Here is a 22465-nt window from a genome sequence, read left to right on the forward strand (position 1 = left end):
GGGGCCGCGGGGGCGTTCGGCTAGGTGCGGGAATGGCCTATTTGCTCAATGTGTTCGGCTGAGATCGGAAATCAACCCAAACAAACCTGACCCCATTGCACCAAGGGCTTGCTTTTTGGCTAGAGCGTTTGGAGTAGAGCGACGAGGAAGCGGATGCCCTGGAGGTAGGCGCGGCGGGTGATGCGCTCGTTGGTGCCGTGGACGCCGCGATCACACTCGTCGTCATCAACCACAAAGGCCGAGAAGCGAATGCACTCGGAGCAAATGCGCTGGTAGTTGGCAGCGTCGGTCGCGCCGGTCACGGTCGAGGGGACAATCGCCAACGGCTCGGATGATCCGTTTTCCTCCATCCCCTTTGGATCACGGAAATAGCGGGCGGCGATGGAGCGAACCGCCTCGAGTCCCGGTCCGCCGATGCGCGGAGACGGCGAGGGTTCGGAGCTGCCAGGGCCGAGCTCGACCTCGACACGGTCGGCGAGCCCCGCCTCGGCAACGGCGACGCGGCAGCGGGCCACGACATCGGCCACGCTCGTGCCCTCGAGCATACGGAAATTGATATTGGCCCACATATCCTGCGGCATTACGTTGGCGCCGGTGCTGCCACCCTCGATCTGCGTGGGCGCGCAGGTGGTCGTCACCAGCGGATAGAGCTTCTTACTGGCGAGGCACTCGCGGACAATGGCATCCCCGTTGGCGGCAATTTCATCGGCCGTGTAGAGCCCCAACTCGACGAGTTGGGCGGCAAGCAAGTCGGTCACGCGCGTCGGCCACTCGATATCGCAGATTGCGGTGATGGCACGGCTCAGCACCTCGAGCGACGTGCCGCCGTAGGGGTTGGACGAATGCCCGCCCTCACTCTTCGTCTTGAGCACAATATCGGCATAGCCCTTCTCGGCAAGGTCGGCATGCATAAGCCAGCCCTCGCCCGCGCTGTACTCGGCAGCCGGAACGATGCGGTAGTCACCCTCGTCGATCAGGTACTCAAGCTCAATGCCGCGCTCCTCGAGCGCGCGGCCGATGGCGCCTGCGCCGTACTGCGTAGTCTCCTCGTCCTGGCCAAAGGCCAGGAGCAGCGTGCGCTCGTGCTGCCAACCGTGCGCCAGCGCATACTCAACCGCCTCGAGAATGCCTGCGACCTGGTCTTTCATATCGATGGCGCCGCGACCCCAAATGTAGGTGTCGTCTACATGCCCGCTAAAGGGAGCGTACGTCCAGTCGTCCTCGGTACCCGGCACCACGGGGACCACGTCCATGTGACCCATGAGCACAACGGGCTTGAGTGCGGGGTCGGAGCCGGAAAGCGTCACCAGCAACGAATGATCGATGAGCTCGGCCTTACCCGTCGTAAATACGTTCGGCCAAGCCTGCTGCATATACGCGCGCAGGTCGTCGAACGGCTGCCAGTCCACCGCCTCGGCATCCATACTCGAAATGGTCGGAAACGACAGCACACGGCCCAGGCGCTCGCATGCGCCGGCCTCGTCTATACCGGCAAAATCATCCTCATGCGCAAAGAAGCGCCAAACCTCGGCCATGACATCCTTTCGATTGTGATGACGAGGGCCGCCCCACCGGAGCGGCCCTGCCACGTAAGCGTTTGCGGTCGGCTATTTATCCTCGAGATAACGCGAGAGGAACTCGCGGGTACGCTGGTGCTTGGGGTTGCCAAAGAGCTCCGCCGGCGCGGCGTCCTCGAGGACCACGCCCTTGTCCATAAAGACCACGCGGTCGGACACCGTGCGGGCAAAGGCCATCTCGTGCGTGACGACGACCATGGTCATGCCGTCGGCAGCGAGCTTGCGCATGACCTCGAGCACCTCTCCCACGATCTCGGGGTCGAGTGCGGAGGTCGGCTCGTCGAACAGCATGATCTGCGGATTCATGCATAGGGCACGAGCGATGGCAACGCGCTGCTTTTGGCCGCCGGACAGGCGACCCACGGCGGCGTGCGCGAACTTCTCGAGCCCCACGCTCGTCAGATGCTCCATCGCGACCTTCTCGGCCTCGGCCTTGCTCATCTTTTTGAGCGTGACGGGCGCGAGCGTGCAGTTGTCGAGCACATCCATGTTGTTGAACAGGTTAAAGCCCTGGAACACCATGCCGATGTCCTCGCGCAGCTTGTTGATGTTGCAGCGCTCGGCCGTGAGGTCCTGGCCGTGGAACCAGATGTGGCCCGCGTCCGGGGTCTCGAGCAGGTTGAGGCAGCGCAGGAAAGTCGACTTGCCCGAGCCCGAGGCGCCGATAATGGTGACGACCTCGCCGGGGTTAACGGACAGGTCGATGCCCTTGAGTACCTCGAGCGAGCCGAAGCTCTTGCGCAGGCCCTCAACGCGGATGAGCGGCTCATTGGTCTGTGCGGAGGCCGCAACGCCGGTAATGGCGGTATCTGCCATGATAATTCTCCTCGTCTTGAGCCTAGTTTGAGCTGGGCAGCGTGACCGGAGCCTCGGCGCCGAGCTTTTTGCCAAAGGCCTCGAGCAGGCGGCTCGCCACGAGCGTCAGGATCAGGTAGACCACGAGCGCCACGCAGTAGACCTCCATCTGGCGGTAGTACACGCCGGCGACGGTGGTGGTGGCGTACATGAGGTCAAACACGCCGATGACCGAGAGCACCGACGAATCCTTGATGTTGATGATGAGCTCGTTGGTGAGCGCCGGAATCGCGTTTTTAATGCCCTGGGGGAACACGACCTTGCGCATAGCCTGCCACTGCGAAAGGCCCAGCGAGCGCGCCGCCTCGGCCTGGCCGGGATCGATGGACTCGATGCCGCCGCGCAGGACCTCCATCATGTAGGCGGTGGAGTTGAGCGAGATGGTAACGAGGCCGGCGGTGAAGGTGCTCCAAATCTGGTTGGCCTGAGCGGTCTCGAAGCCCATGCCGCGCAAAACGGTGAAGCCCGCGTAATAGATGAGCAGGCCCTGGACCATCATGGGCGTGCCGCGCACGATGGTGGAGTAGATGGTCGCAAAGCCGCGGCCGATACTCTTAAAGAAGCGCACCAGATCGTTATCCACGCGGTCGAAGGTCTGAATACGCAGGAACACAAAGAGCAGTGCCAGGAAGAATGCGATGACGGTGCCGAAGGTGGCAAGCGCGATGGTGATCTCGATACCGCGAATGAAGAAGTCGCCGCTCTTGTAGGTCATGTAGACCAGGCTCGACAAAAAGTCGCTGGGGTTGGAATCCGAGACAATGCTCACCTGCACCAGGTCGATAAACGACATGACGCAGCGGTCGATAAAGAAAACTGCCGCGATGGCGACCACGACGTAGCTGCCTAAACGTGCTCCACGACGGAAACGCTCGGATGCGAACGGCGACTTTTCGCGATAGTCGCTCCAGTGCATAAGCTTGGTGACCAGCGCCGCCGCCGACACGACGAGCCACGCCCACAGGATTGCCCAAAGGCAATCTTGAAACACGCCCGTGGGAGCCAAGAAGCTCAGCGGTGTGGGGTTGCGCTGGCTAAACGCCAGGCCGAGCGCCGCGATAACGCTCGTGCCCAGGTACACATAACGGTGGTCGGCCTTGATAAAGGAGGCCAGACGATTGATGGTTTTCATGCTGCCTCCCTATGCCGGCTGGCGGTCGAGGCACGCGTCCCACATTTGGTCGCGCTCCTCTTGGCTAATGCCCTTGAGTGTCTTGTCGATGAGCTTAAGCAGCTTGTCCGAGCCCTTGCGGCAGCCGACGTTTGCCGCGACCTCCTGCTTAAAGCCCTCGCCCTCGGCAAAATGAATGGGGACGATGCCCGGGTTTTGGGCCATATAGCCCTTCTCGTTCTCGGTGTTATAGGTCACGGCGTCGCACGTGCCCTGCAGCAGGTTCGAAAACACCGTGGGAACCGAATCGACCGGGTTCTTGTGGGCAACGCCCGGAATCTCGTCGATGACGGTATCGAGCATGGTGTCCTTTTGGCCGAGCACCGTAGCGCCGCTAAAGTCGCTGAGCTTGGTCGCGTTTTGGTAGGGCGAGCCCTCTTTTACGAACAGGCCAAAGTAGCCAATAAAGTACGGGTCGGAAAAGCCGACAGACTCCTCGCGCTCGGGCGTGGCGCTCATACCGGCGATGATGAGGTCGATCTGGCCGTTGTTGAGCGAGTCGATAAGGCCCGAGAAGCTCTGTTTGACGGCAACGGGCTCGCCGCCGAGGGCCTTGCAGACGATCTTGGCGATCTGCACGTCGTAACCATCGGCATAGGCGCCCTGCACGTTGTCGATGGGGATGGTGTACTCGCTGGCTTCGGAGACCTGCCAGTTGTACGGGGCGTAGGCCGCCTCCATGCCGATACGGATCTTGTCCTTGCCGATCACGGAATCGGACAGGTCGTCGCGACCGCCGCCCGTCGTGGGCTGAACTACTTCCAGCGTGGAGGGACGCTGGCAACCGGCAAGTGCGCCGGCGACGACAGAAGCGCTCGCAGCGAGAGCGCTACCCAAAAAGATGCGACGGCTGCATACCGGCTGGACATGCGTGCCGTGTTGTTGTCGAGATTGCATCTGGTGCCTTCCCTATTTCGTTTTGCTGACAACAAGACAGGATATACGCCAGCGACCAGCAGCGCAGTACAAGCTCGAAAAATTAATAGACACACGGTAGTCATTGGGAGCGTCGATGTTTTGGCAATGCCAGCGAGCGCCGCCCAGAGCAAACAAGTTGGCATGAAAAAGGCAAGGCATAGACCTTCTGGTCATGCCATGCCTTTTGAATGACAAATTGTCGCTCTGGGCGGCGCGCAGCGTCGACCGGCCCGCCGTTCGTCAGAACGGCGGAACCTCTAGAGCAAGGTGACGCTAAAGCTACGTTTGTCGGTAGCGCCGGGAGCCAAGGTGATGGTGTTGACCTTGTGCTCAAAGACGTCGTCCTCGGTGTCCGTGGTGGTATGACCGGTCCAGGGCTCGAGCGCCACAAACGGAGCGTCGTTGGCGGCAGACCACACGCCGATGTACTTAAAGCCCTCAAAGTCGATCTTGACGCCGTGGCCCGACTTGCGGCCGCGCAGTGTGAGCGTGGAGCCCGGGGTATCGGTGAACATGATGGCGTCGTTATCGAAGCTGCGGTGCGTGATGGGCAGCACGTCCGAGTTATCGGGAGCCTTGTAACTACCCTCGAACGTCATAAGACCGTCGGGCGTGATGATGGGAGCCTCATTAGTCCAAGCCTCGGTAAACGCCAGCTCGTAATCCTCGAATGCCTCATCCTCGGCACCGGGAGCCGGTACGTTAAACGCGGGGTGGCCGCCCACCGAGAACGGCAGGTCCACGTCGCCGGTATTGGTGACGGCAAAGGTCTGGGTAAGTGTGGCGTCACCAGTCAGGGCATAGGTCATGTTGAGCTTAAAGTGGAACGGAAAGGCCTTGAGCGACTCGGGCGTGTCGGTGATCTCGTACGTTACCGAGGAGCCGTCCTCCGAAACCTCGACCAGCTTGTGCTCGACGATGCGCGCGAGGCCGTGGCGCGGCATCTCGCAGGTGCCAGCCGCAGACGTCGCCGTGTTGTTGCGCAGCGAGCCCACAATGGGGAACAGGATGGGCGCATGCTTGCCCCAAAAGGCGGGGTCGCCCTGCCACAGATACTCGTTGCCGTTGAGGGCAAGGCTCGTGAGCTGGGCGCCCATGGAATCGATGGCCGCGGTGAGGCTGCCGCGCTTGATGGTAGTGACGGTAGACATGCTACTTCCTCCAAAAGTAAACAACGGTGTCGAGGGCTATTGTCCCACTCTTGGCGGCGGGGTTGAGCGACAGGCGCAGTTATTGAGCAATAGCGTAAAGGTCAAACCCGCCCTGCGGAGTGCTATCGACCGTATCGGGCGCCTGCGAGTTAAAGCTCACGGGAACCATGCGCTTTGAGGCGCGGAAGCGCGTGCCGTCGGTGGCGACGGGCGGTTCGTCGACGGTGAGCTCGTAGTCGCCGGGCTTGAGCTCGATGCCGTCACCAGCGGAATTGACGTATTGATACTCGTCAATCGTCTGCCCTTTGAGCGTACGCCCCACGATGTGGATGAGCATTTGGCTGTCGCCACGCGCGGTGTCCCACGTCGCGCCGTCCTTGACCTCGACCGACACATGTACCGAGCGCGTACGACCGAGCGATTGCTCGACAGACATCTCGACCTTGGCGGCGTCTTTTCGCTGTTGTTCAACATGGCTCCAAACGCTACCAATTACCGAGCATGCGATAACGCCGGCCATGAAGGCGATGAGGATGGGGCCGAGCGGAGAACGGCGGCCCGCGTCTTCCTCACGAGCCAGGTCGGGGCGATGTGTGGGCGCAGGCGCCTGGGCGCCTTGCGCGGGCACGTCGAGAATGCTGAAGGATGCCGTGCTGTCGGGGTCGATGGTGTGACGCGGCTGCGGGATCTTTGCCGGCGAGATGGACATGTCGGCTGGCTCGCCGAGCGTGGCCGTAGCGTCGGCCTTGGCCTCGTCTGCCTCGGCCTGGGCCCAAGCTTGTTCGAAGGTCAGGGGCTCGACGGGGTCGAGGGCGGCGTCCGAATCGGCGGCGACGTCGTTGCCGGTCTCGTCCTCGTCGCTCGACACGTCACGCGGCATGGGCTCGTCCCACTCCTCGTCCGGAGCCTCACCCTCGCTATACCACCATTCAAAGTTATCGATATCCATACGGGGCGCCCCTTAGGCCTCGCAAATAAACACTCGCTAGTCTTATACCCCCAGACGGCACCGAAGCTCACCCGCGCCGGACACGAAAACCGTCACAACATTCGACGTTTTTCCTCGTTTTCGAGATTTTCATCGAATGTTGTGACGGTTTAGGCGGCAGCCACGCCGCGAATGTGACAAAGGGACTGTCCCTTTGTCACATTCTGCTAGAGTTGCAGGGATTGAATCCAGCTCATATAGCGCAACATGGGAGCAACTGCCTTGACCACCGTAACTTCGTCCACAACAGCATCAACCGCTGCCGCGCTTTCACCTGCGCGCACCAATCTTTGCCTGGCGCTGCTCGTGCTGTTGGGATTCTCGCTCGGCTGCTCCGAGTTCGTGGTCATCGGCATCGAAAGCGACCTGGCGACGGAACTCGGCGTATCACTTGCCACTGCGGGCCAGCTCATCAGCGTGTTCGCGCTGGTCTACGCCATCGCGACGCCGGTGCTTGCGCTCAGCACGGGGCGATTCCGCCGCTACCAGCTGCTCGTGTGCTACAGCATCGTCTTTGTGCTCGGCAACCTGGTCATGGCGTTGGCGCCCAACTTCCAGGTGCTCTTTATCTCGCGCATTGTCCTGGGCTCCGTCTCGGGCGCACTGCTCGCCGTGGGCGTGACGTACATCCCTGAGCTTCTGTCCCCGCAGCAAACTTCGCTTGCCATCTCGGTGGTATATGGTGCGTTTTCCGTGGCAATGGTCTTTGTCACTTCGATCGGCAAGTTTGTGGCCGACACGCTCGATTGGCACGTGGCCATGTACGGCACGCTGACCTTTGCTGTTCTGATCTGCGGAGCGCTCGTGGCGTTTATGCCGCGCGCTGGGCAAACCGACGAGCCTGCCACCTTCCGCGAGCAGGCGGGGCTCCTACGCGAACCGAGCATCATCACCGGCATGCTCATCTTCTTGTTTGGCGTGGGGTCGGTCTATGTGTTCTACGGCTACGTAACGCCTTATCTTGAGCAGGTGCTGGGCATGGGCACGGTCGAAGCCAGTACCACGCTTATGGCCTACGGCGTGTTCTGCCTGATCTCGAACATCCTGGGTGGATGGATTGACGCGCGCTTTGGCATGAAGGCGCTGCTTGTGACGTTTGTGCTGCAGGCTGCGGCGCTACTCGGACTGTTTGCTGTGGGCGGCACCATGCCGCTCGCGCTGGTCTTTGTCTTTAGCTTGGCGCTGCTCATGTACCTGTTCTCGGTGTCGTGCATCACGCACTTTATGGACGTGGCACGCAGCCGCCATCCCAAGTCGATGGTACTCGCAAGTTCGGTTGAGCCCATGGCGTTTAACGTTGGTATCTCGTTTGGCACCGCAGTAGGCGGCGCCGTGGTAAGCAGCGTTGGCATTGCGTACGTGGGCGCAGTGGGAGCCGCGTTCTCGCTTGTGGCCTGGGTGCTCACGCTGGTGACGATTAAGCTGGCTCGCTGGGAGCGCAAGCGGGCGAGGGTGCAGGCGTAGATGCGATACTCGAGCTCGATGATGGCGATCGAAAGGAAACCGCATATGCAACGCGTACTGTTTATCTGTCATGGGAACATCTGCCGCTCGACGATGGCTGAGTCCGTGTTTACCGAGCTGGTGCGCCGCGCTGGACGCGAGGCGGAGTTTGCCATTGATTCCGCTGCGACGTCGACCGAGGAGATCGGCAACCCGCCGCATCGTGGCACCGTTGCCAAGCTGCGTGAAGTCGGGATTCCTGTCGTTGCCCACCGTGCGCGCCAGGTGCGTCGCGCGGAGTATGGTGACTGGGACCACATTGTCTATATGGATGCCGAGAACGCGCGCGGTCTGCGTCGCATTTTTGACAGCGATCCCGATAGCAAGATCTCGCGCCTGCTCGATTGGACCGATCGTCCCGGCGACGTGGCCGATCCCTGGTACACCGGTAACTTCGATGCCACCTACCGCGATGTGCTCGCCGGCTGCACGGCCATGCTCGAGCAGTTATAGGCAAGCGAGCACGCGGACGCACGTGCCACGCCATCGGCATAAAACGAGCGTGGATAATCTCCCACTTTGAGCGTTCAAGCGCGCTCTAAACGGGAGAAAATCCACGCTCATGAATGTGACAAAGGGACTGCCCCTTTGTCACATCCGGGACTGGCCCTAGACCGGCTTGACCTCCAGCTTTATCCCCTCGGCACAGGAGTCGCCCAAAACATCCGAAAGGGCCCAGGTCGCATATAGCGGCAAATAAAGAACCGCTCCGTTGCGCTCAACGTTGCCTCTCGAGAAAACAATCCCGAGCCTTGCGCCATATTCAGCCGTATCAAGCACATGACCGAGCGCAGCGTGCGCGTGGTAATAGGAGCCCGATTTAACCTCGATCGGAACAGCCGTCCCATCCGGTCCGTCGACCACAAAGTCCACTTCACCGCGCTTTTTTGTCTGATAGTAGTAAAGCTGGCGATTTTGGGCAGCCAGCTGCTGGGCCACCACGTTTTCGTAAATGCCGCCCAGATTGGGCTCCTTGCTATCAAGATACGCCGCTTGGGCGACTCCAACGGGGTAGCGCGCCATCAACATGCCCGTATCCGATTGGTATAGCTTGAACTGCGATGGCCGTGCCGTCTTGAGCAGGGGCGACTTTGGCTCGGTTACGATATCGGCTTTGAGAGCAACGCCGGCATCGACAAGCCAGACAAAATCTCGCTGGTACTTCTCATAATGCGCCTTGGGGTCAATGGAATTGAGCACGAAACGCTTGTGTTCGCCCTCAAGCATAATGGGGAGCTGATCGTAGATGCTCTGCACCTGAAGGGCACGCCCGCTTGCATACTTGGAAATATCCCGTCGGTACTGTTCGTTGAGCTCGGACTGTAGCTGACGAACAGAGGCAAGGTCGCCCTGCGTGTCAAGGAAACGCTGCACGACCTCCGGCATTCCGCCGACAACGGTATAGGTCCTGAAGTTTGCCATCATCGCGTCATGAATGTAATCAGGAATGGGCCTCTCGCTGATACACGCGTCACGTATCGTTTGGCGAGCCCCCTCGCTCACTCCGGTTGCCCAGCAAAACTCCTCAAAATCGAGCGGGAACATCCTAAGCTCGTGGACATACCCCACGGGATAGGACCTGACGCCCTTGAACTGGGTCCCGAGCATTGACCCCGAAAACACCCAGTGGCAGCGCCCATCCTCAACAAGGAACTTTGCCATCGTCATAATGTCGGGGGCTTCTTGGACCTCATCGATAAACACAAGCGTTTTGCCTGGCGCAATCGACTTTCCCGAAAGAAGCGTCACCCTGCTGATGAAATCATCGGCATCCCGCGCCTCGAGAAGAGCATCTTTTGCCTGGCGATTTTCCATGAGGTTAAGCTCGATGTAGGTTGCATGGTTGGCTTTGCCAAATGCGCGAATCGAATAGCTTTTGCCGATCTGGCGAGAACCCGTAATGAACAAGGCCTTTTGCTCGGAAGACTTCAGCCAACGCTCCAGCTCTGCCGCTATTTTCCTGCGCAGCATAGGCCCTCCTCAGTGTCATCAAATGAAATGCAAAGTTTTATACGCTTGATTATCGATGAAATGCAGAGTTTTTAGAACCTAAAATCGGATGAAATGCAGAGATTTGAGATTACAAGCACAATAGAAGGAACACCACCGGCGAATGTGACAAAGGGACTGTCCCTTTGTCACATTGCGCTCGACTATTCGTCGACGATCTCGGCAAGCCAGACGTTCAGCGTATCGACCTCGGGGCAGCAGAACTTTGCCGTACCAGGCTCGTTGCCGGGCACGGTTCCGCCATAGCGCAAGATATCGATATAGGGAAAGCCCACATGGCAGGCCATGGCGCACATCTTGCCGCGATCTCGGTCGAAGTCAAAAACGTCGCCCGGCTTGTGCCCGTGATGGCAGCGGCATGTGCCCAACTGGTCCACGCAACTCACGCGGATACGTGGACGCTTTCCACGCGGCGCGCCGAGCGGCTTGCCCCCGCCCGCAGGCCTGGCGCCGTTCTCGCCAGCGTTACTCATGGTCGATCACATCCAGGCAGGCCTCGATGGGAAGGCCGGCCGACTTGTCCTCTTGGTCGGCATTGCGCTCGATAAGCTCCGCTACCACGCGCATGGCATCGCTCGTCGCGTGCTGAAGGCTCCAACCGGCCATAACGCGGCCGACGAGCACCGCCGAGAACGTGTCGCCCGTGCCCGGGAAATAAACCGGAATGAGCTCAAAGGGAATCGTAAAGTACTCCCCCGCCACATGGTCGTAACCGATAACCGCGTTCGTGCCATTGACCACGGCGCTCGTAATGACCACCGACTTGGCACCCAGCTCGCGCACGGCGTCCACAAGGGCGCGGGCCTCGTCGGGCGTGATTTGCTCGGCGATAGGCGTATCGGTGAGCAGGCATGCCTCGGTATAGTTGGGCACCGCGTAGTCTGCGCACTCCAGCAGATGCCGCATAAGGCCAATCGTGGACTCGGGCACGCCCGCATAGAGCTTGCCGTTGTCGCCCATGATGGGGTCGACGAACACCTTGGTACCCTTTTGCGCGCGACGGTGGCAGAAGTCCGAAATGATGCGCGTCTCTTCCTCGGTCACGATAAAGCCGGTCGAGATGGCATCGAACTCAAAGCCGAGCTCCTCCCAGATGGCGAGGCTCTGGCGCACGTACTCGGTGGTGTCGTGGATGTAGAACTTGGGATAGTTGAGCGTATCGGACACCAGCGCCGTCGGCAGGTTGTGGATGCGGTAGCCCATATGCGACAGCACCGGCAGCATGGCGGAAAGCGCGACCTTGCCGTAGCCGCACATATCGTTGATCAGCAGCAGCTGAGTGTTCTTCATGAGGGTCTCCCTTGGTTCGGGCACGGCGCAGCAGCGCCACAGTGCGACTAAGTGTAGCGCAGGAGGCGTTGTGAGCGGTCGCCAGGGTCGCGAAGAGCGCATTGTTGCGGAAAGGTTTCGGAAATGGGGGGCATAGGCCTTGCGGCCATGCCCGACGATTGAACGCCAGATTGCCGCTTAGGAACGTTTGCAGCGTCGAGCGGTTACGGCGTTTGGCAAAACGCCGTAACTTAATAAGTTTGGTACCTTGACATTCATTTCTCATGCTCCTAGATTGGTTAGGCACAAAACAATTCCACTACCTAACTAAAGAAAGGAGCAACACTAATTCATGTGCGATGAACCTCTTAACCTTTGTTCGCACGAGCCCGACGGCGATCCGTCACAGCCGGCGGATGCACCCGAAGCGGTTAGCTCAGAAGACAAGCTTGCCAAGCGCATCCTCAATGGCCTGGGCTTTTGCGGCCATTACATGCATTTTCATGGCGGAGGCGTGTCCGGCAAGGCGCCCATCATCTGCCTGCTGGCCAAGCAACCCGGCGGCGAGATGTCGCAGCAGGAACTCGGCATGCACTTTGACCTCAAGCCGGGGTCGCTTTCCGAGATCCTGTCCAAGCTCGAGCTCAACGGCCTCATCGAGCGCAGCCGTAACCCCAAGGATCGACGGCAGCTCACCATTCGCCTGACCGAGACCGGCCGGGAAAACGCCCGCATCGACCAGGCAGCCCGCATTCGCTTTAGAGAGCAGGCCTTTAGTGCGCTCACCCACGACGAGCGCGAGGACCTCGCCGAAATGCTCGATAAAATCCGTGTAACCTGGGAGGAACTGGATGATTAAAACCCTCATGGGCAGCATCCGCGACTATATGAAAGTCACCGTTGCCACGCCGTTGCTCGTGCTTGGCGAGGTGCTCTGCGAGATGCTGATTCCATTTATCACCGCCAACCTGATCGACGCCATCAAAGATGGCACCACCGTAGCCGAGATGCTTCCCACCGCGGGCTTTTTGGTGCTCATCGCGCTGACGTCGCTTGCTTTTGGCGCCGCTGCCGGCGTCACCTGCAGCCATGCGAGTTGCGGCTTCGCTAAGAACCTGCGTCACGACCTGTTCTACAAGATCCAGACGTTCAGCTTTGCCAACATCGATGAGTTCTCGAGCTCCTCGCTCGTCACGCGCCTGACCACCGATATCAACAACGTGCAGCAGGCCTTTATGATGATCATCCGTATCGCCGTGCGCGCGCCGCTGGTATTGATCTTCGCCTTTACCATGGCATTTATCATGGGCGGCAGCGTCGCCATGGTCTACCTGGTCATCATTCCGCTGCTGGGCTTTGGGCTGTTCTTTATCATCTTTAAGGTGCGTCCCATCTTCTCGCGCGTGTTCCACAAGTACGACGCCCTTAACGAGTCCGTCGAGGAAAACGTCACCGGCATGCGCGTGGTCAAGAGCTACGTGCGCGAAGACTTTGAGAAGGAGAAGTTCGCGACCGCCGCACGCGACGTCCAGATGGACTTCACCCGCGCCGAGAAGCTGCTCGCCTTTAACAACCCCATGATGAACATCTGCGTCAACGGCGCGTTCGTCGTCATCATCTACCTGGGCTCCAAGCTCATCATCACGAGCCAGGGCACGCTGTTCGACGTGGGCCAGCTCTCCTCGATCTTTACCTATGGCTTCCAAATCCTCATGAGCCTGATGCAGCTATCGATGATCTTTGTCATGGTGACCATGGCCGACGAATCGGCGCACCGCATCACCGAGGTGCTGGCCGCCGAGCCCACGATCGCCGATCCCGCCGAGCCCGTGCTCGAGGTCGCCGATGGCTCCATCGACTTTGACCACGTGAGCTTTAAGTATTCCGCGCATGCGAAGCGCCAGGCGCTCGACGATATCGACCTGCACATTAAGAGCGGCGAGACCATCGGCATCATCGGCGGCACCGGCTCGGCCAAGTCCACGCTTGTAAACCTTATCGCCCGTCTGTACGACACCACCGAGGGCACCGTGCGCGTGGGCGGCGTGGATGTGCGCGACTACGACTTGGACGCCCTGCGCCACCAGGTCGCCATGGTGCTGCAGAAAAACGTGCTGTTTAGCGGCACCATCGCCGAGAATCTGCGCTGGGGCGACCCGAACGCCACCGACGAGGAGGTCCGCGAGGCGGCACATCTGGCCTGCGCCGACGAGTTTGTCGACGGCTTCCCCAAGGGCTATGACACCTGGATCGAACAGGGCGGCTCCAATGTCTCGGGAGGTCAGAAGCAGCGCCTGTGCATTGCGCGCGCCCTGCTGCGTCGCCCCAAGATCTTGATCCTGGACGACTCCACCAGCGCCGTCGACACCAAGACCGACGCCAAGATTCGCGCAGGGCTGGCAAGCTATCTGCCCAACACGACCAAGCTCATCATCGCCCAGCGCATTAGCTCCGTGCAGGACGCAGACCGCATCATCGTCATGGAGGGCGGCCGTATCGCGCAGATCGGTAACCACGACGAGCTGCTCAAGACGAGCGAGATCTACCGCGAGACCTTCACCTCGCAGAACAAGATGTCTGCCGAGGGCGAAGAGGCCGTCGAAGCCGACACCGAGGCATCCGCAACACAAGCTCAGACCAAGGAAGGAGGCGAGGCACATGAGTAAGGCAACGACCGCCGAGCGCGCGCTCAACCGCAAGGGTGGCACCATGTCGCGCCTCATCAAGACGCTCTTTGGCTTCTACCCCGTGCTTTTGCCCCTCGTCGTCGTCGGCGTGGTGCTCTGCGCCATCATCAACTCCATCGGCGCGACCTTCCTTCAGAGCGCCCTGCAGATTATTAGCGAATCGTGGCAGTCGGGCGATTGGGAAGCTGCACAGCCCAAGATCGCACAGCTCGTGACCACCCTCGCCTGCATCTACGGCGTCGGCATCCTGTCCTCGCTGTTCTGGAACCGCGCCATGGCCATCGTCACGCAGGGCTCGCTCGAGAAGCTGCGCGAGAAGATGTTCAACCGCATGCAGGACCTGCCGATTCGCTACTTCGACACGCACCAGCGCGGCGACATCATGAGCCACTACACCAACGACATCGACACGCTGCGCCAGATGATCAGCCAGTCGCTGCCCAACCTGCTCATGACGACCATCGTCATCGTCACGGTGTTCTTTATCATGCTGTACTACAGTGTTTGGATGTGCCTGGTCATTGTGGCAGGCGTCGCCTTTATGACCTTTATGACCAAGCTGCTCGGCTCCAACTCCGCGCGCTTCTTTATTGCGCAGCAGACCGAGCTCGGCGTTGTCGAGGGCCATATCGAGGAAGTCATGAACGGCCAGAAGGTCGTCAAGGCATTCTGCCACGAGTCTGCCGCCGAGGCCGATTTTGACGAGCGCAACGAAAAGCTCTTCGAGGTCTCGCAGAAGGCCAACATGTACGCCAACATCCTCATGCCCATCCTTATGAACCTGGGAAACCTGCTCTACGTGCTGGTCGCACTGGCAGGCGGCATTTTCCTGGCGCTGGGCGTGCCCAACCTGAGCATCTCGGGCATGGCGCTGTCCATCGCCGTCGTGGTGCCGTTCCTCAACATGACAAAGCAGTTCTGCGGACAGATTGGCCAGATCTCGCAGCAGATCAACGCCGTGGTCATGGGCCTCGCCGGTGCCGACCGCATCTTTGAGCTCATTGACGAGAAGCCCGAGGCCGACGAGGGCTACGTGACGCTCGTCAACGCGCAGGTGAACCCCGACACCTGGCAGCTCGAGGAGGCCGACCACCACACCGGCATGTGGGCGTGGAAACATCCGCACCGCGCGACCGGCGAGATCGAATACGTGCCGCTGCGTGGCGACCTGGTCATGGACAACGTCGACTTTGGCTACACGCCCGACCACGAGGTGCTGCACGGCGTGTCCGTGTTTGCCAAGCCGGGTCAGAAGGTCGCGTTTGTCGGCGCCACCGGTGCCGGCAAGACGACCATCACCAACCTCATCAACCGCTTCTATGACATCGCCGACGGCAAGATCCGCTACGACGGCATCAACGTCAACAAGATCCGCAAGGCAGATCTGCGCCGCTCGCTGGGCGTGGTGCTGCAGGACGTGAACCTGTTCACCGGCACCGTGATGGATAACATCCGCTACGGCAATCTGGATGCCACCGACGAGGAGTGCATCAAGGCGGCTAAGCTCGCGGGCGCGGACGACTTTATCACCCGCCTGCCCGACGGCTACGACACCATGCTCACCGGCAACGGCGCACAGCTGTCGCAGGGCCAGCGCCAGCTGATTTCGATCGCACGCGCCGCCGTCGCCGATCCGCCGGCGATGATCCTGGACGAGGCCACGTCGAGCATCGATACCCGCACCGAGGCCATCGTGCAAGCCGGCATGGACAAGCTCATGGAAGGCCGCACGACGTTTGTCATCGCGCACCGCCTGTCCACCGTGCGCAACTCCGACGCGATCATCTGTCTGGATCACGGCCGCATCATCGAGCGCGGCAACCACGACGAGCTGATTGCCAAGCGCGGATATTACTACCAGCTCTATACCGGAGCGTTTGAGCTGGAGTAGTTCGGCTCGCCGAGATGGCCGATTTGCCGCTCATTCGTCGGGCATGACCCTAAGGTCAATGCCCTCCTCTTTCGGGGCAAATCGACTCATCTCAACGACCCAAACACAATGCGCCGCAACGAATAAAGCCTCCGCAGCCACACGAGCTGCGGAGGCTTTATTCATGCCGGCCGGAAACCGTATCCCACTTTTCGGGCCCAGAATGGGATGCCGTTTCCCGCTGGGCCCCCTCCGGGAAACGGTATCCCATTTCAAGGGCATAAACCGGGATGTGATTTCCCCTAACGGCACCTTTGGGAAGCCGCATCCCACTCTAGACGCACAAAACGGGATGAGCTTTCCCATGGTGATCCAAGACCAGAAGCATGTCCGATAGCGCGGCCAGGTCAAGAACAACAAGGCAAGCGTCACGCCAATTTGGACGAGCGTCTGCTGCAGTTTGAGGCTGCTGGCCCATATGGTAGAGTTAACCACCCATGAATTTCAGCACACTGCGTGCTACCTGTTCTTTTGTCATTTAGGGGAGTGAACTTGTGAATACTTCTGTCGCCAAGAAGGCCGGCCAGGCGGTGCGCCTGCTCATGATGGTGCTCACGGCAGTTCTCATCTTCTTCTTCATCAATGTTATGCTGCTCGTCTCCGATATCCAGGGCACGGCGCGTGTGGTCAACTACGCCGGTCTGGTGCGCGGTACCACGCAGCGAATCGTTAAGCTCGAGGATGCGGGCCAGCCTCAAGATGACCTGCTCAAAGCCGTGGATTCATACATCAACGGTTTGCGTTACGGAAGTGACGACCTCAACCTCGTCCGTCTCGACGACGATGAGTATCAGGCAAAGATGACCGAGCTTGCAAATTATTTTGATGAGCTTTGCACCGAGATCATCCGCGTGCGCGAAGTCGGCTATGAGAACACCGACATCATCTCCATGAGCGAGGAGTTCTTTGGCATTTGCGACGATGCTACGCGACTCGCAGAGGACTACTCTCAGGAGAAGGCGTCGGCGCTCAACTATCTCGAGGGCCTGGTGATCATCGACATCATGGGCTTGGTGGCGACCTTTGCGGTCGAACTTGTTCGCGCGGTGCGAACTGCCGCGCTCAATCGCGAACTGCAGAACAAAGTCTATCTCGACGAAGCCACAGGACTGCCCAACAAGAACAAGTGCGAGGAGGTCTTGGGGCAGGAGCAGCCTGTCTCCGCGGAGGCGCCCGTTGCGGTGTGCGTCTTCGACCTTAACAATCTGCATACGGTCAATAACAGCTTCGGCCACGAGAAGGGCGACGAATACATCCGTTCTTTTGCCCAGCAGCTGGGGCGCGTGGCGTCGGAGACCTGCTTTGTGGGCCGCGACGGCGGCGATGAGTTTATCGCGGTGCTGCGAGATACCGATCGAGCTGCCGTGGAGTCCTGTCTCGCTCGGGTTCGCGCGAACGTGAACGAGTATTCCGAGACTCATCCCGACATGCCTATCAGCTATGCGGTGGGCTATGCGCTTTCCAGTGATTTTGATGAACCGCCTACGATGCGCGAGCTCTTTTCCCAGGCCGACAAAAACATGTACATCAACAAGAACCGCGTAAAGACAGCCGAGGCAGCCGGGCCGCAACGCGAGGACCGCTAAACCCGTAGCAAAGGGTAGCTAATTTGGGACGGGACTCTTTTGGCTATTTGAGAAGTTGTGCCATGGCGTTGATGAATTTTTGTACTTGGAGGGTCGGCTCGAGCGGATAGTGCAAAAAGACCGGCACCTCGCGGCCGCACAGGAACGGTACGCCCACAAAGGCCGGGTGCACCCCCGACCATGCGCCGCAGGTGAGCACCGCGTCACCCTTTTCCTCCGCCTCGTTAAAGAGCGCAAAGTCGAAGCTATCCACATCGATCACGTCCACGCCGCCGTCTGCCAAAAGATCGATACGCAGGCTGTCCATAGCGTCGTTGCCGTGGCGGAGCACGCGCAGGCGCATACCCTCCAAGTCGGCGACCGCAATGCGATTCTTGCGCGCCAGCGGGCTCGTGCGCGGCAGGTCGATATAAAACGGCACGTTGACAATGCGAAGCTTTTGGCAGGCGTCACCCCAGCGCGGGGTCGAAAAACTCGACTGCACCACATCGACCTCGCGACCGAGGCTGCGCATGACGGTCTCGCGCTCGTCATAGAGGTCGCTTACCGGCACGATCTCAAATCGCAGCGACGGTTCCAGCTCGTGTACGCCCGACCACATCGACAGCGTTTGGCGCCCCGGGCACATCATCGACACGCCCAGACGCACGGCCCCGCCATCGCCCGCCGCGCGTCGGGCACGGCGTAGCGCGTCCTCGGACTGCCGCATGATCGAACGTGCATCGTCTACCAGCAGAGCACCTGCCGGCGTCACCTTAACACCAGAATGCGAGCGCTCGAACAACGTGATGCCGAACTCGGCCTCGAATCCCGACACCTGTTTGACGAGCGCCGGGGTCGACACGCGCAATTTTGCCGCCGCACGCGAGAAGCTTCCCAGCTCCGCGGCGGCCGATATGGCCTCAAGTCGTCGATCGTACACGTCAATCTCCCGTTTTCGCGCCTGTGGCCACATGATGCCACAGGGGGTTGTTTTCGCAGGCCACGCGCTTAATTGAGGAAAAACCGCATCGCACAGTGTAAACCTACGGTTAACGCCATTCTAACAAATATGCAATTCACCTGCGCAAATGCAAAGCATACGATAACCAGCGAAAACCACGTGGGTCGATTAATGGGAGCGACCCACCGGGAGGCACAAGAAGGGAAGTTCCTATGAGCAATTGGCTCAAGCTCGAGGGCGATGTCTGCGCCGTGACTGGCGCACTCGGCGGTATGGGCGTCGAGATTTGCCGCGAGTTCGCCCGCAACGGCGCCAACGTCGTCCTGCTCGACCTGGACGAGGAGAAGGTCAAGGCCGCAGCCGCCGACCTCGCCGCCGAGTTTGGCATCCACGCCGAGGGTTACAAGATGAACGCCACCGACGAGGCCGAGGTTCAGGCCGCCGTCGATGCCACCATCGCCGACTTCGGCCGCGTCGACGTTCTCGTCAACACCGCCGGCATTCTGCGCTTCGCCGCCATGGAGGACCTGCCGCTGAGCGACTGGGAGCAGGTGCTCAACGTCAACCTCACCGGCTACTTCATCACCTCGCAGCGCTTTGGTCGCGAGATGATCAAGGCCGGCCAGGGCCGCTTGGTGCACATCTCGACCGTCGCCAGTCACTCCCCCGAGACGTTCTCGGGCGTGTACAGCTCCACCAAGGCGGGCGTCAACATGATGTCCAAGATGCTGGCTGCCGAGTGGGGCCCCTACGGCGTGCGCTCCAACTGCGTCGAGCCCTGCTTCGTTAAGACCCCGATGTCGGCCAACTTCTACGCCGACCCCGAGGTCGAGAAGAGCCGCAGCCGTCTGATCGCCACGCGCCGCATCGGCGAGGTCAGCGATATCGCCAACGCCGTCATGTTCCTGGCGTCCAAGCGCTCGGACTTTACCACCGGCGACGCCATCAAGGTCGACGGCGGCTTCTCCAACATGATGGGCGACCTCACCGCCAAGCCCGGCGGCCGCCGAGCCTATGCCGACAACTACCTTAAGAACAAGGGTGTCGAGCTTTGGTCCGATGAGTCCGGCGTCGCCAAGCCGACTGACCAGTAAACCAACCTAACAGAGAGGCCCGCGAATACGCCTGCCCCTCCCCCGTATCGATTAGAAAGAGTCCAATGGCTTCCACCAACTCCAGCAAGGGTCGCGCCGTCGTGCTTTCCGCCGCGTGCGTCACCATGTTCTTCATCAGCTCCATCGCGCTGTATTCCGTCGTGAGCAAGAACCTGCTCGCCGTCTACCCCGAGTGGTCCAGCGCTCTTACCTGGGCCTTCCCGGTCTTTCAGACCATCATGGCCGTGACGGGCATCTTCGCCGGCCGCATCTCCGATAAGATCGGCCCGCGCAACGTCGTGATCGCCGCCGCCGTGTGCTACGGCCTGGGCTGGTTCATGTCCGGTACCGTCACCGAGCCGTGGCAGTTCTACCTGTGGTTCTCGCTCGTCGCCGCCATCGGCAACGGCCTGGGCTACAACCCGGCGCTCACCACCGGCCAAAAGTGGTTCATCGACAAGAAGGGCCTCGCCTCCGGCATCACCCTGGCCGCTTCGACCGCCGGCCCCGCTGTACTGTCCCCGGTGCTCGCCTCGCTGCTCATCCCGAGCCTGGGCATCTTTGACGCCCTCAAGGCACTCGGCGTCATCTTCTTTGTGACGATCGCCGCCTCCGCCCTGTTCCTGAAGGCCCCTGAGGCCGGTTGGCTGCCCGAGGGCTTCGAGGCCCCCAAGGGCGGCGCGCATGCCGGCACCTTCGGCGACCTCACCCCGGGCGAGATGGTCAAGACCCCGCGCTTCTGGGTCCTCATCGTCACCTTCGCCTTTGCCGCCACCGCGGGCACCCTGCTCGTGGGCAAGGTTGCCTCCATCGCCGCCGTCCAGCTCTTCGCCGACCCCACGAGCGCCGCGGCCGTCGCCCTCGGCGGCGTGGTCGTCTCCGTCAACACCTGCGCCAACCTGGTCGGCCGTCTGTCCTTTGGCCAGATCATCGACAAGCTCGGCGCCTATAAGTCGCTGCTCATCAGCCTTGTCGTCACCATCGTCGCACTCGTCATCATGTCGATGAGCTTTACGCAGAGCATGTTCTTTGTGGCGCTCGCCCTGCTCGGCTTTAGCTTTGGCGCCCTGCTCGTCATCTACCCGCCGCTCACCGGTGGCGCCTTTGGCACCAGCAACATCGGCGTCAACTACGGCATCATGTTTTTGGGTTATGCCGCTTCCACCTGGATCAGCCAGCCCATCACCGCCGTGCTGTATCACGCCGAGGCCGGCAGCGCCGCCTACCAGCAGTCCTTCTACGGCGCCATTGTGATCGCCGCCATCGCCGTCGTGCTCACCGTCTACATGATGGTCTCCGACAGCAAGAAGAAGTCCGCCTAGTTTTACCGATGCGACAAAGGGACAGCCCCTTTGTCGCATCCCACCGGTCACCAGTATTAAGGAGTCGAAATGTCTGAGCTCAACCCCGTCCGCATTGCCGTTATCGGCGCCGGCGCCATGGGCCGCAACCACATCCGCTTTGTCACCGAGGAACCCGAGGCCGAACTCGTCGCCATCGCCGACGCCTTTGAGGGCGCTCGCGCCACGGCCGAGGCCGCCGGCGTGCCGTTTTACACCGATCCCGCCCAGATGATGGACGAGGTCAAACCCGAGGCCGTCATTATCGCCACCCCCAACGACTTGCACCTGGGCGTTGCCCGCGAGGCTGTGAAGCGCAATATCGTGCCGTTGATCGAAAAGCCGATCTCCAACGACCTGGAGGATGCCCAGGCCTTCGCCGCCGAGGCCGAGACCGCCGGCGTGCCCGTGCTCGTGGGTCAGCACCGTCGCCACAACCCCTTCGTCAACAAGGCCAAGGAGATCATCGAGTCTGGCGAGCTAGGCAAGCTCACCGTGTCGAGCCTCCACTACATGATCTATAAGAACGACGAGTATTTCGATGTCGAGTGGCGCCGCAAGAAGGGTGCCGGCCCGATCCTGGTCAACCTGGTTCACGACGTCGACCTGCTCCGCTATCTGCTGGGCGAGCCCGTTGCCGTCCAGGGTATGCAGTCCAGCGCCGCCCGCGGTTTTGAGACCGAGGACTCCGCCGTGGTCAACGTCCGTTTTGCCGATGGCGCGCTCGCAAGCATGACCATCTCCGACGCCACCGCCAGCCCCTGGAACTGGGAGGCAACCGCTCGCGAGGATCCGCAGTACCGCCCCTTCGACGCCGACGCCTACTTTATCGGCGGCACTAAGGGCGCCCTGTCGCTGCCCCGCCTGCACCAGTTCTCCTACGACGGCGCCTCCAACTGGCATAAGCCGCTGCAGATGGAGATTCCGGCCGTCGACCCGGCACTGCCGCACAAGATGCAGCTCAAGCACTTTGTGAAGGTTGTCCGCCGCGAGGTCGAGCCCGTCGTGACCCCCGCCGACAACGTTAAGACGCTCACGCTTCTCAACGCTATCAAGGAGGCCGCCGAGACCGGCCAGCTCGTCGAGCTGTAATACTTTAGGGCGGGTCGCGGCAAACTCCTATGCCGAACCCCTCGGCCCGCCACCAACAAGCCCCTCTTCTTCGCCCCGCGAGCAGCCTCCTGCCCGCGGGGCATTTTGCTACCTTGCCGACGATTTTTCTGGGGCGGGGGCCATTTTGCGCCTCAGTCTGATTCGTTCGCCACGAAATGGGCCTATCTACTACGTTTAACCGATCGCCCTTAACCATGCCAAATTTCGCGAAATAAAAACCGCAGGTAGACGACTTGCCGATTTTCGGAAAAACCAGGCATGGTCAGCCCCTACGGGTAAAACGTAGTAGATAGGCTGTTTCGTGGCGCGGCCCCAAAACAGCCTTTTGGG

At 60.6% G+C, this 22465-nt stretch carries 19 protein-coding genes; 9 read left to right on the plus strand and 10 right to left on the minus strand.

The features are described 5' to 3' along the window. Nucleotides 1–119 precede the first annotated feature (119 nt). The 6 genes from AB5164_RS01620 to AB5164_RS01645 form a co-directional block, all read right to left on the minus strand. Nucleotides 120–1535, minus strand: coding sequence for a M20/M25/M40 family metallo-hydrolase (locus tag AB5164_RS01620; protein ID WP_368143308.1), 1416 nt, complete (start codon nt 1533–1535; stop codon nt 120–122). A 72-nt stretch (nt 1536–1607) separates the two neighbouring features. Further along, nucleotides 1608–2393, minus strand: a complete 786-nt coding sequence (locus tag AB5164_RS01625) for an amino acid ABC transporter ATP-binding protein (protein ID WP_368143307.1) — start codon at nt 2391–2393, stop codon at nt 1608–1610. Between the two features lie 22 nt (nt 2394–2415). Next, the gene (locus AB5164_RS01630) at nt 2416–3564 is read right to left on the minus strand and encodes an amino acid ABC transporter permease (protein ID WP_171025215.1); all 1149 of its coding nucleotides are present in this window, start codon (nt 3562–3564) and stop codon (nt 2416–2418) included. Between the two features lie 9 nt (nt 3565–3573). Then, nucleotides 3574–4500, minus strand: coding sequence for a transporter substrate-binding domain-containing protein (locus AB5164_RS01635; RefSeq protein ID WP_368143227.1), 927 nt, complete (start codon nt 4498–4500; stop codon nt 3574–3576). Nucleotides 4501–4778: 278 nt separating this feature from the next. Next, entirely contained in the window at nt 4779–5672 is an 894-nt protein-coding gene (locus tag AB5164_RS01640) for an aldose 1-epimerase family protein (RefSeq protein ID WP_368143226.1), read from the minus strand. Between the two features lie 79 nt (nt 5673–5751). Next, entirely contained in the window at nt 5752–6621 is an 870-nt protein-coding gene (locus AB5164_RS01645) for a hypothetical protein (RefSeq protein ID WP_368143225.1), read from the minus strand. A gap of 261 nt (nt 6622–6882) precedes the next feature. On the opposite strand from AB5164_RS01645, the gene AB5164_RS01650 reads away from it, so the two are divergent. Both AB5164_RS01650 and AB5164_RS01655 read left to right on the plus strand, forming a co-directional pair. Beyond that, nucleotides 6883–8124: an MFS transporter gene (locus AB5164_RS01650; RefSeq protein ID WP_368143224.1), complete on the plus strand. Its 1242-nt coding sequence runs from the start codon at nt 6883–6885 to the stop codon at nt 8122–8124. A 45-nt stretch (nt 8125–8169) separates the two neighbouring features. After that, a complete protein-coding gene (locus AB5164_RS01655) occupies nt 8170–8616 on the plus strand; it encodes a low molecular weight protein-tyrosine-phosphatase (protein ID WP_368143223.1) in 447 nt (148 codons plus the stop codon). A 156-nt stretch (nt 8617–8772) separates the two neighbouring features. Here the strand turns inward: AB5164_RS01655 and AB5164_RS01660 are convergent, their stop codons facing one another. The 3 genes from AB5164_RS01660 to AB5164_RS01670 all read right to left on the minus strand — a co-directional run bounded on the left by AB5164_RS01660 (nt 8773) and on the right by AB5164_RS01670 (nt 11463). Beyond that, the gene (locus tag AB5164_RS01660; protein WP_368143222.1) at nt 8773–10134 is read right to left on the minus strand and encodes an ATP-binding protein; all 1362 of its coding nucleotides are present in this window, start codon (nt 10132–10134) and stop codon (nt 8773–8775) included. Between the two features lie 182 nt (nt 10135–10316). Further along, a complete protein-coding gene (locus tag AB5164_RS01665; protein WP_349088742.1) occupies nt 10317–10646 on the minus strand; it encodes a TIGR04076 family protein in 330 nt (109 codons plus the stop codon). After that, a complete protein-coding gene (locus AB5164_RS01670; protein WP_368147746.1) occupies nt 10639–11463 on the minus strand; it encodes a PfkB family carbohydrate kinase in 825 nt (274 codons plus the stop codon). The genes AB5164_RS01665 and AB5164_RS01670 overlap by 8 nt, the downstream gene beginning before the upstream one ends. A 331-nt stretch (nt 11464–11794) precedes the next feature. Between AB5164_RS01670 and AB5164_RS01675 the strand changes: the two genes are divergently transcribed. From AB5164_RS01675 to AB5164_RS01690, 4 genes are all read left to right on the plus strand, one after another. Next, a complete protein-coding gene (locus AB5164_RS01675; protein WP_368142521.1) occupies nt 11795–12301 on the plus strand; it encodes a MarR family winged helix-turn-helix transcriptional regulator in 507 nt (168 codons plus the stop codon). Beyond that, nucleotides 12294–14108, plus strand: coding sequence for an ABC transporter ATP-binding protein (locus AB5164_RS01680; protein WP_217750663.1), 1815 nt, complete (start codon nt 12294–12296; stop codon nt 14106–14108). The genes AB5164_RS01675 and AB5164_RS01680 overlap by 8 nt, the downstream gene beginning before the upstream one ends. After that, nucleotides 14101–16020 (plus strand): ABC transporter ATP-binding protein, encoded by a 1920-nt coding sequence (locus AB5164_RS01685; protein WP_368142520.1) that lies wholly within the window; start codon nt 14101–14103, stop codon nt 16018–16020. Before AB5164_RS01680 ends, AB5164_RS01685 begins: the two co-directional genes overlap by 8 nt. Before the next feature lie 533 nt (nt 16021–16553). Then, nucleotides 16554–17645 carry a GGDEF domain-containing protein gene (locus AB5164_RS01690; protein WP_368142519.1) on the plus strand — a complete coding sequence of 364 codons (1092 nt, stop codon included), beginning with the start codon at nt 16554–16556 and terminating at the stop codon, nt 17643–17645. A 43-nt stretch (nt 17646–17688) separates the two neighbouring features. Here AB5164_RS01690 and AB5164_RS01695 read toward each other — a convergent pair whose 3' ends face one another. Next, on the minus strand, nt 17689–18567 hold the full coding sequence (locus AB5164_RS01695; RefSeq protein ID WP_368142518.1) for a LysR family transcriptional regulator: 879 nt from the start codon (nt 18565–18567) through the stop codon (nt 17689–17691). A gap of 233 nt (nt 18568–18800) precedes the next feature. Between AB5164_RS01695 and AB5164_RS01700 the strand changes: the two genes are divergently transcribed. The 3 genes from AB5164_RS01700 to AB5164_RS01710 all read left to right on the plus strand — a co-directional run bounded on the left by AB5164_RS01700 (nt 18801) and on the right by AB5164_RS01710 (nt 22114). Next, entirely contained in the window at nt 18801–19682 is an 882-nt protein-coding gene (locus AB5164_RS01700; protein WP_118934451.1) for an SDR family NAD(P)-dependent oxidoreductase, read from the plus strand. A gap of 65 nt (nt 19683–19747) precedes the next feature. Beyond that, entirely contained in the window at nt 19748–21004 is a 1257-nt protein-coding gene (locus tag AB5164_RS01705) for an MFS transporter (RefSeq protein WP_368142517.1), read from the plus strand. 69 nt (nt 21005–21073) lie between these two features. Beyond that, the gene (locus AB5164_RS01710) at nt 21074–22114 is read left to right on the plus strand and encodes a Gfo/Idh/MocA family protein (RefSeq protein WP_368142516.1); all 1041 of its coding nucleotides are present in this window, start codon (nt 21074–21076) and stop codon (nt 22112–22114) included. The last annotated feature ends 351 nt before the right edge of the window (nt 22115–22465 follow it).

The organism is Collinsella aerofaciens (assembly GCF_040915425.1).
GTDB classification, from domain to species: domain Bacteria; phylum Actinomycetota; class Coriobacteriia; order Coriobacteriales; family Coriobacteriaceae; genus Collinsella; species Collinsella aerofaciens_BW.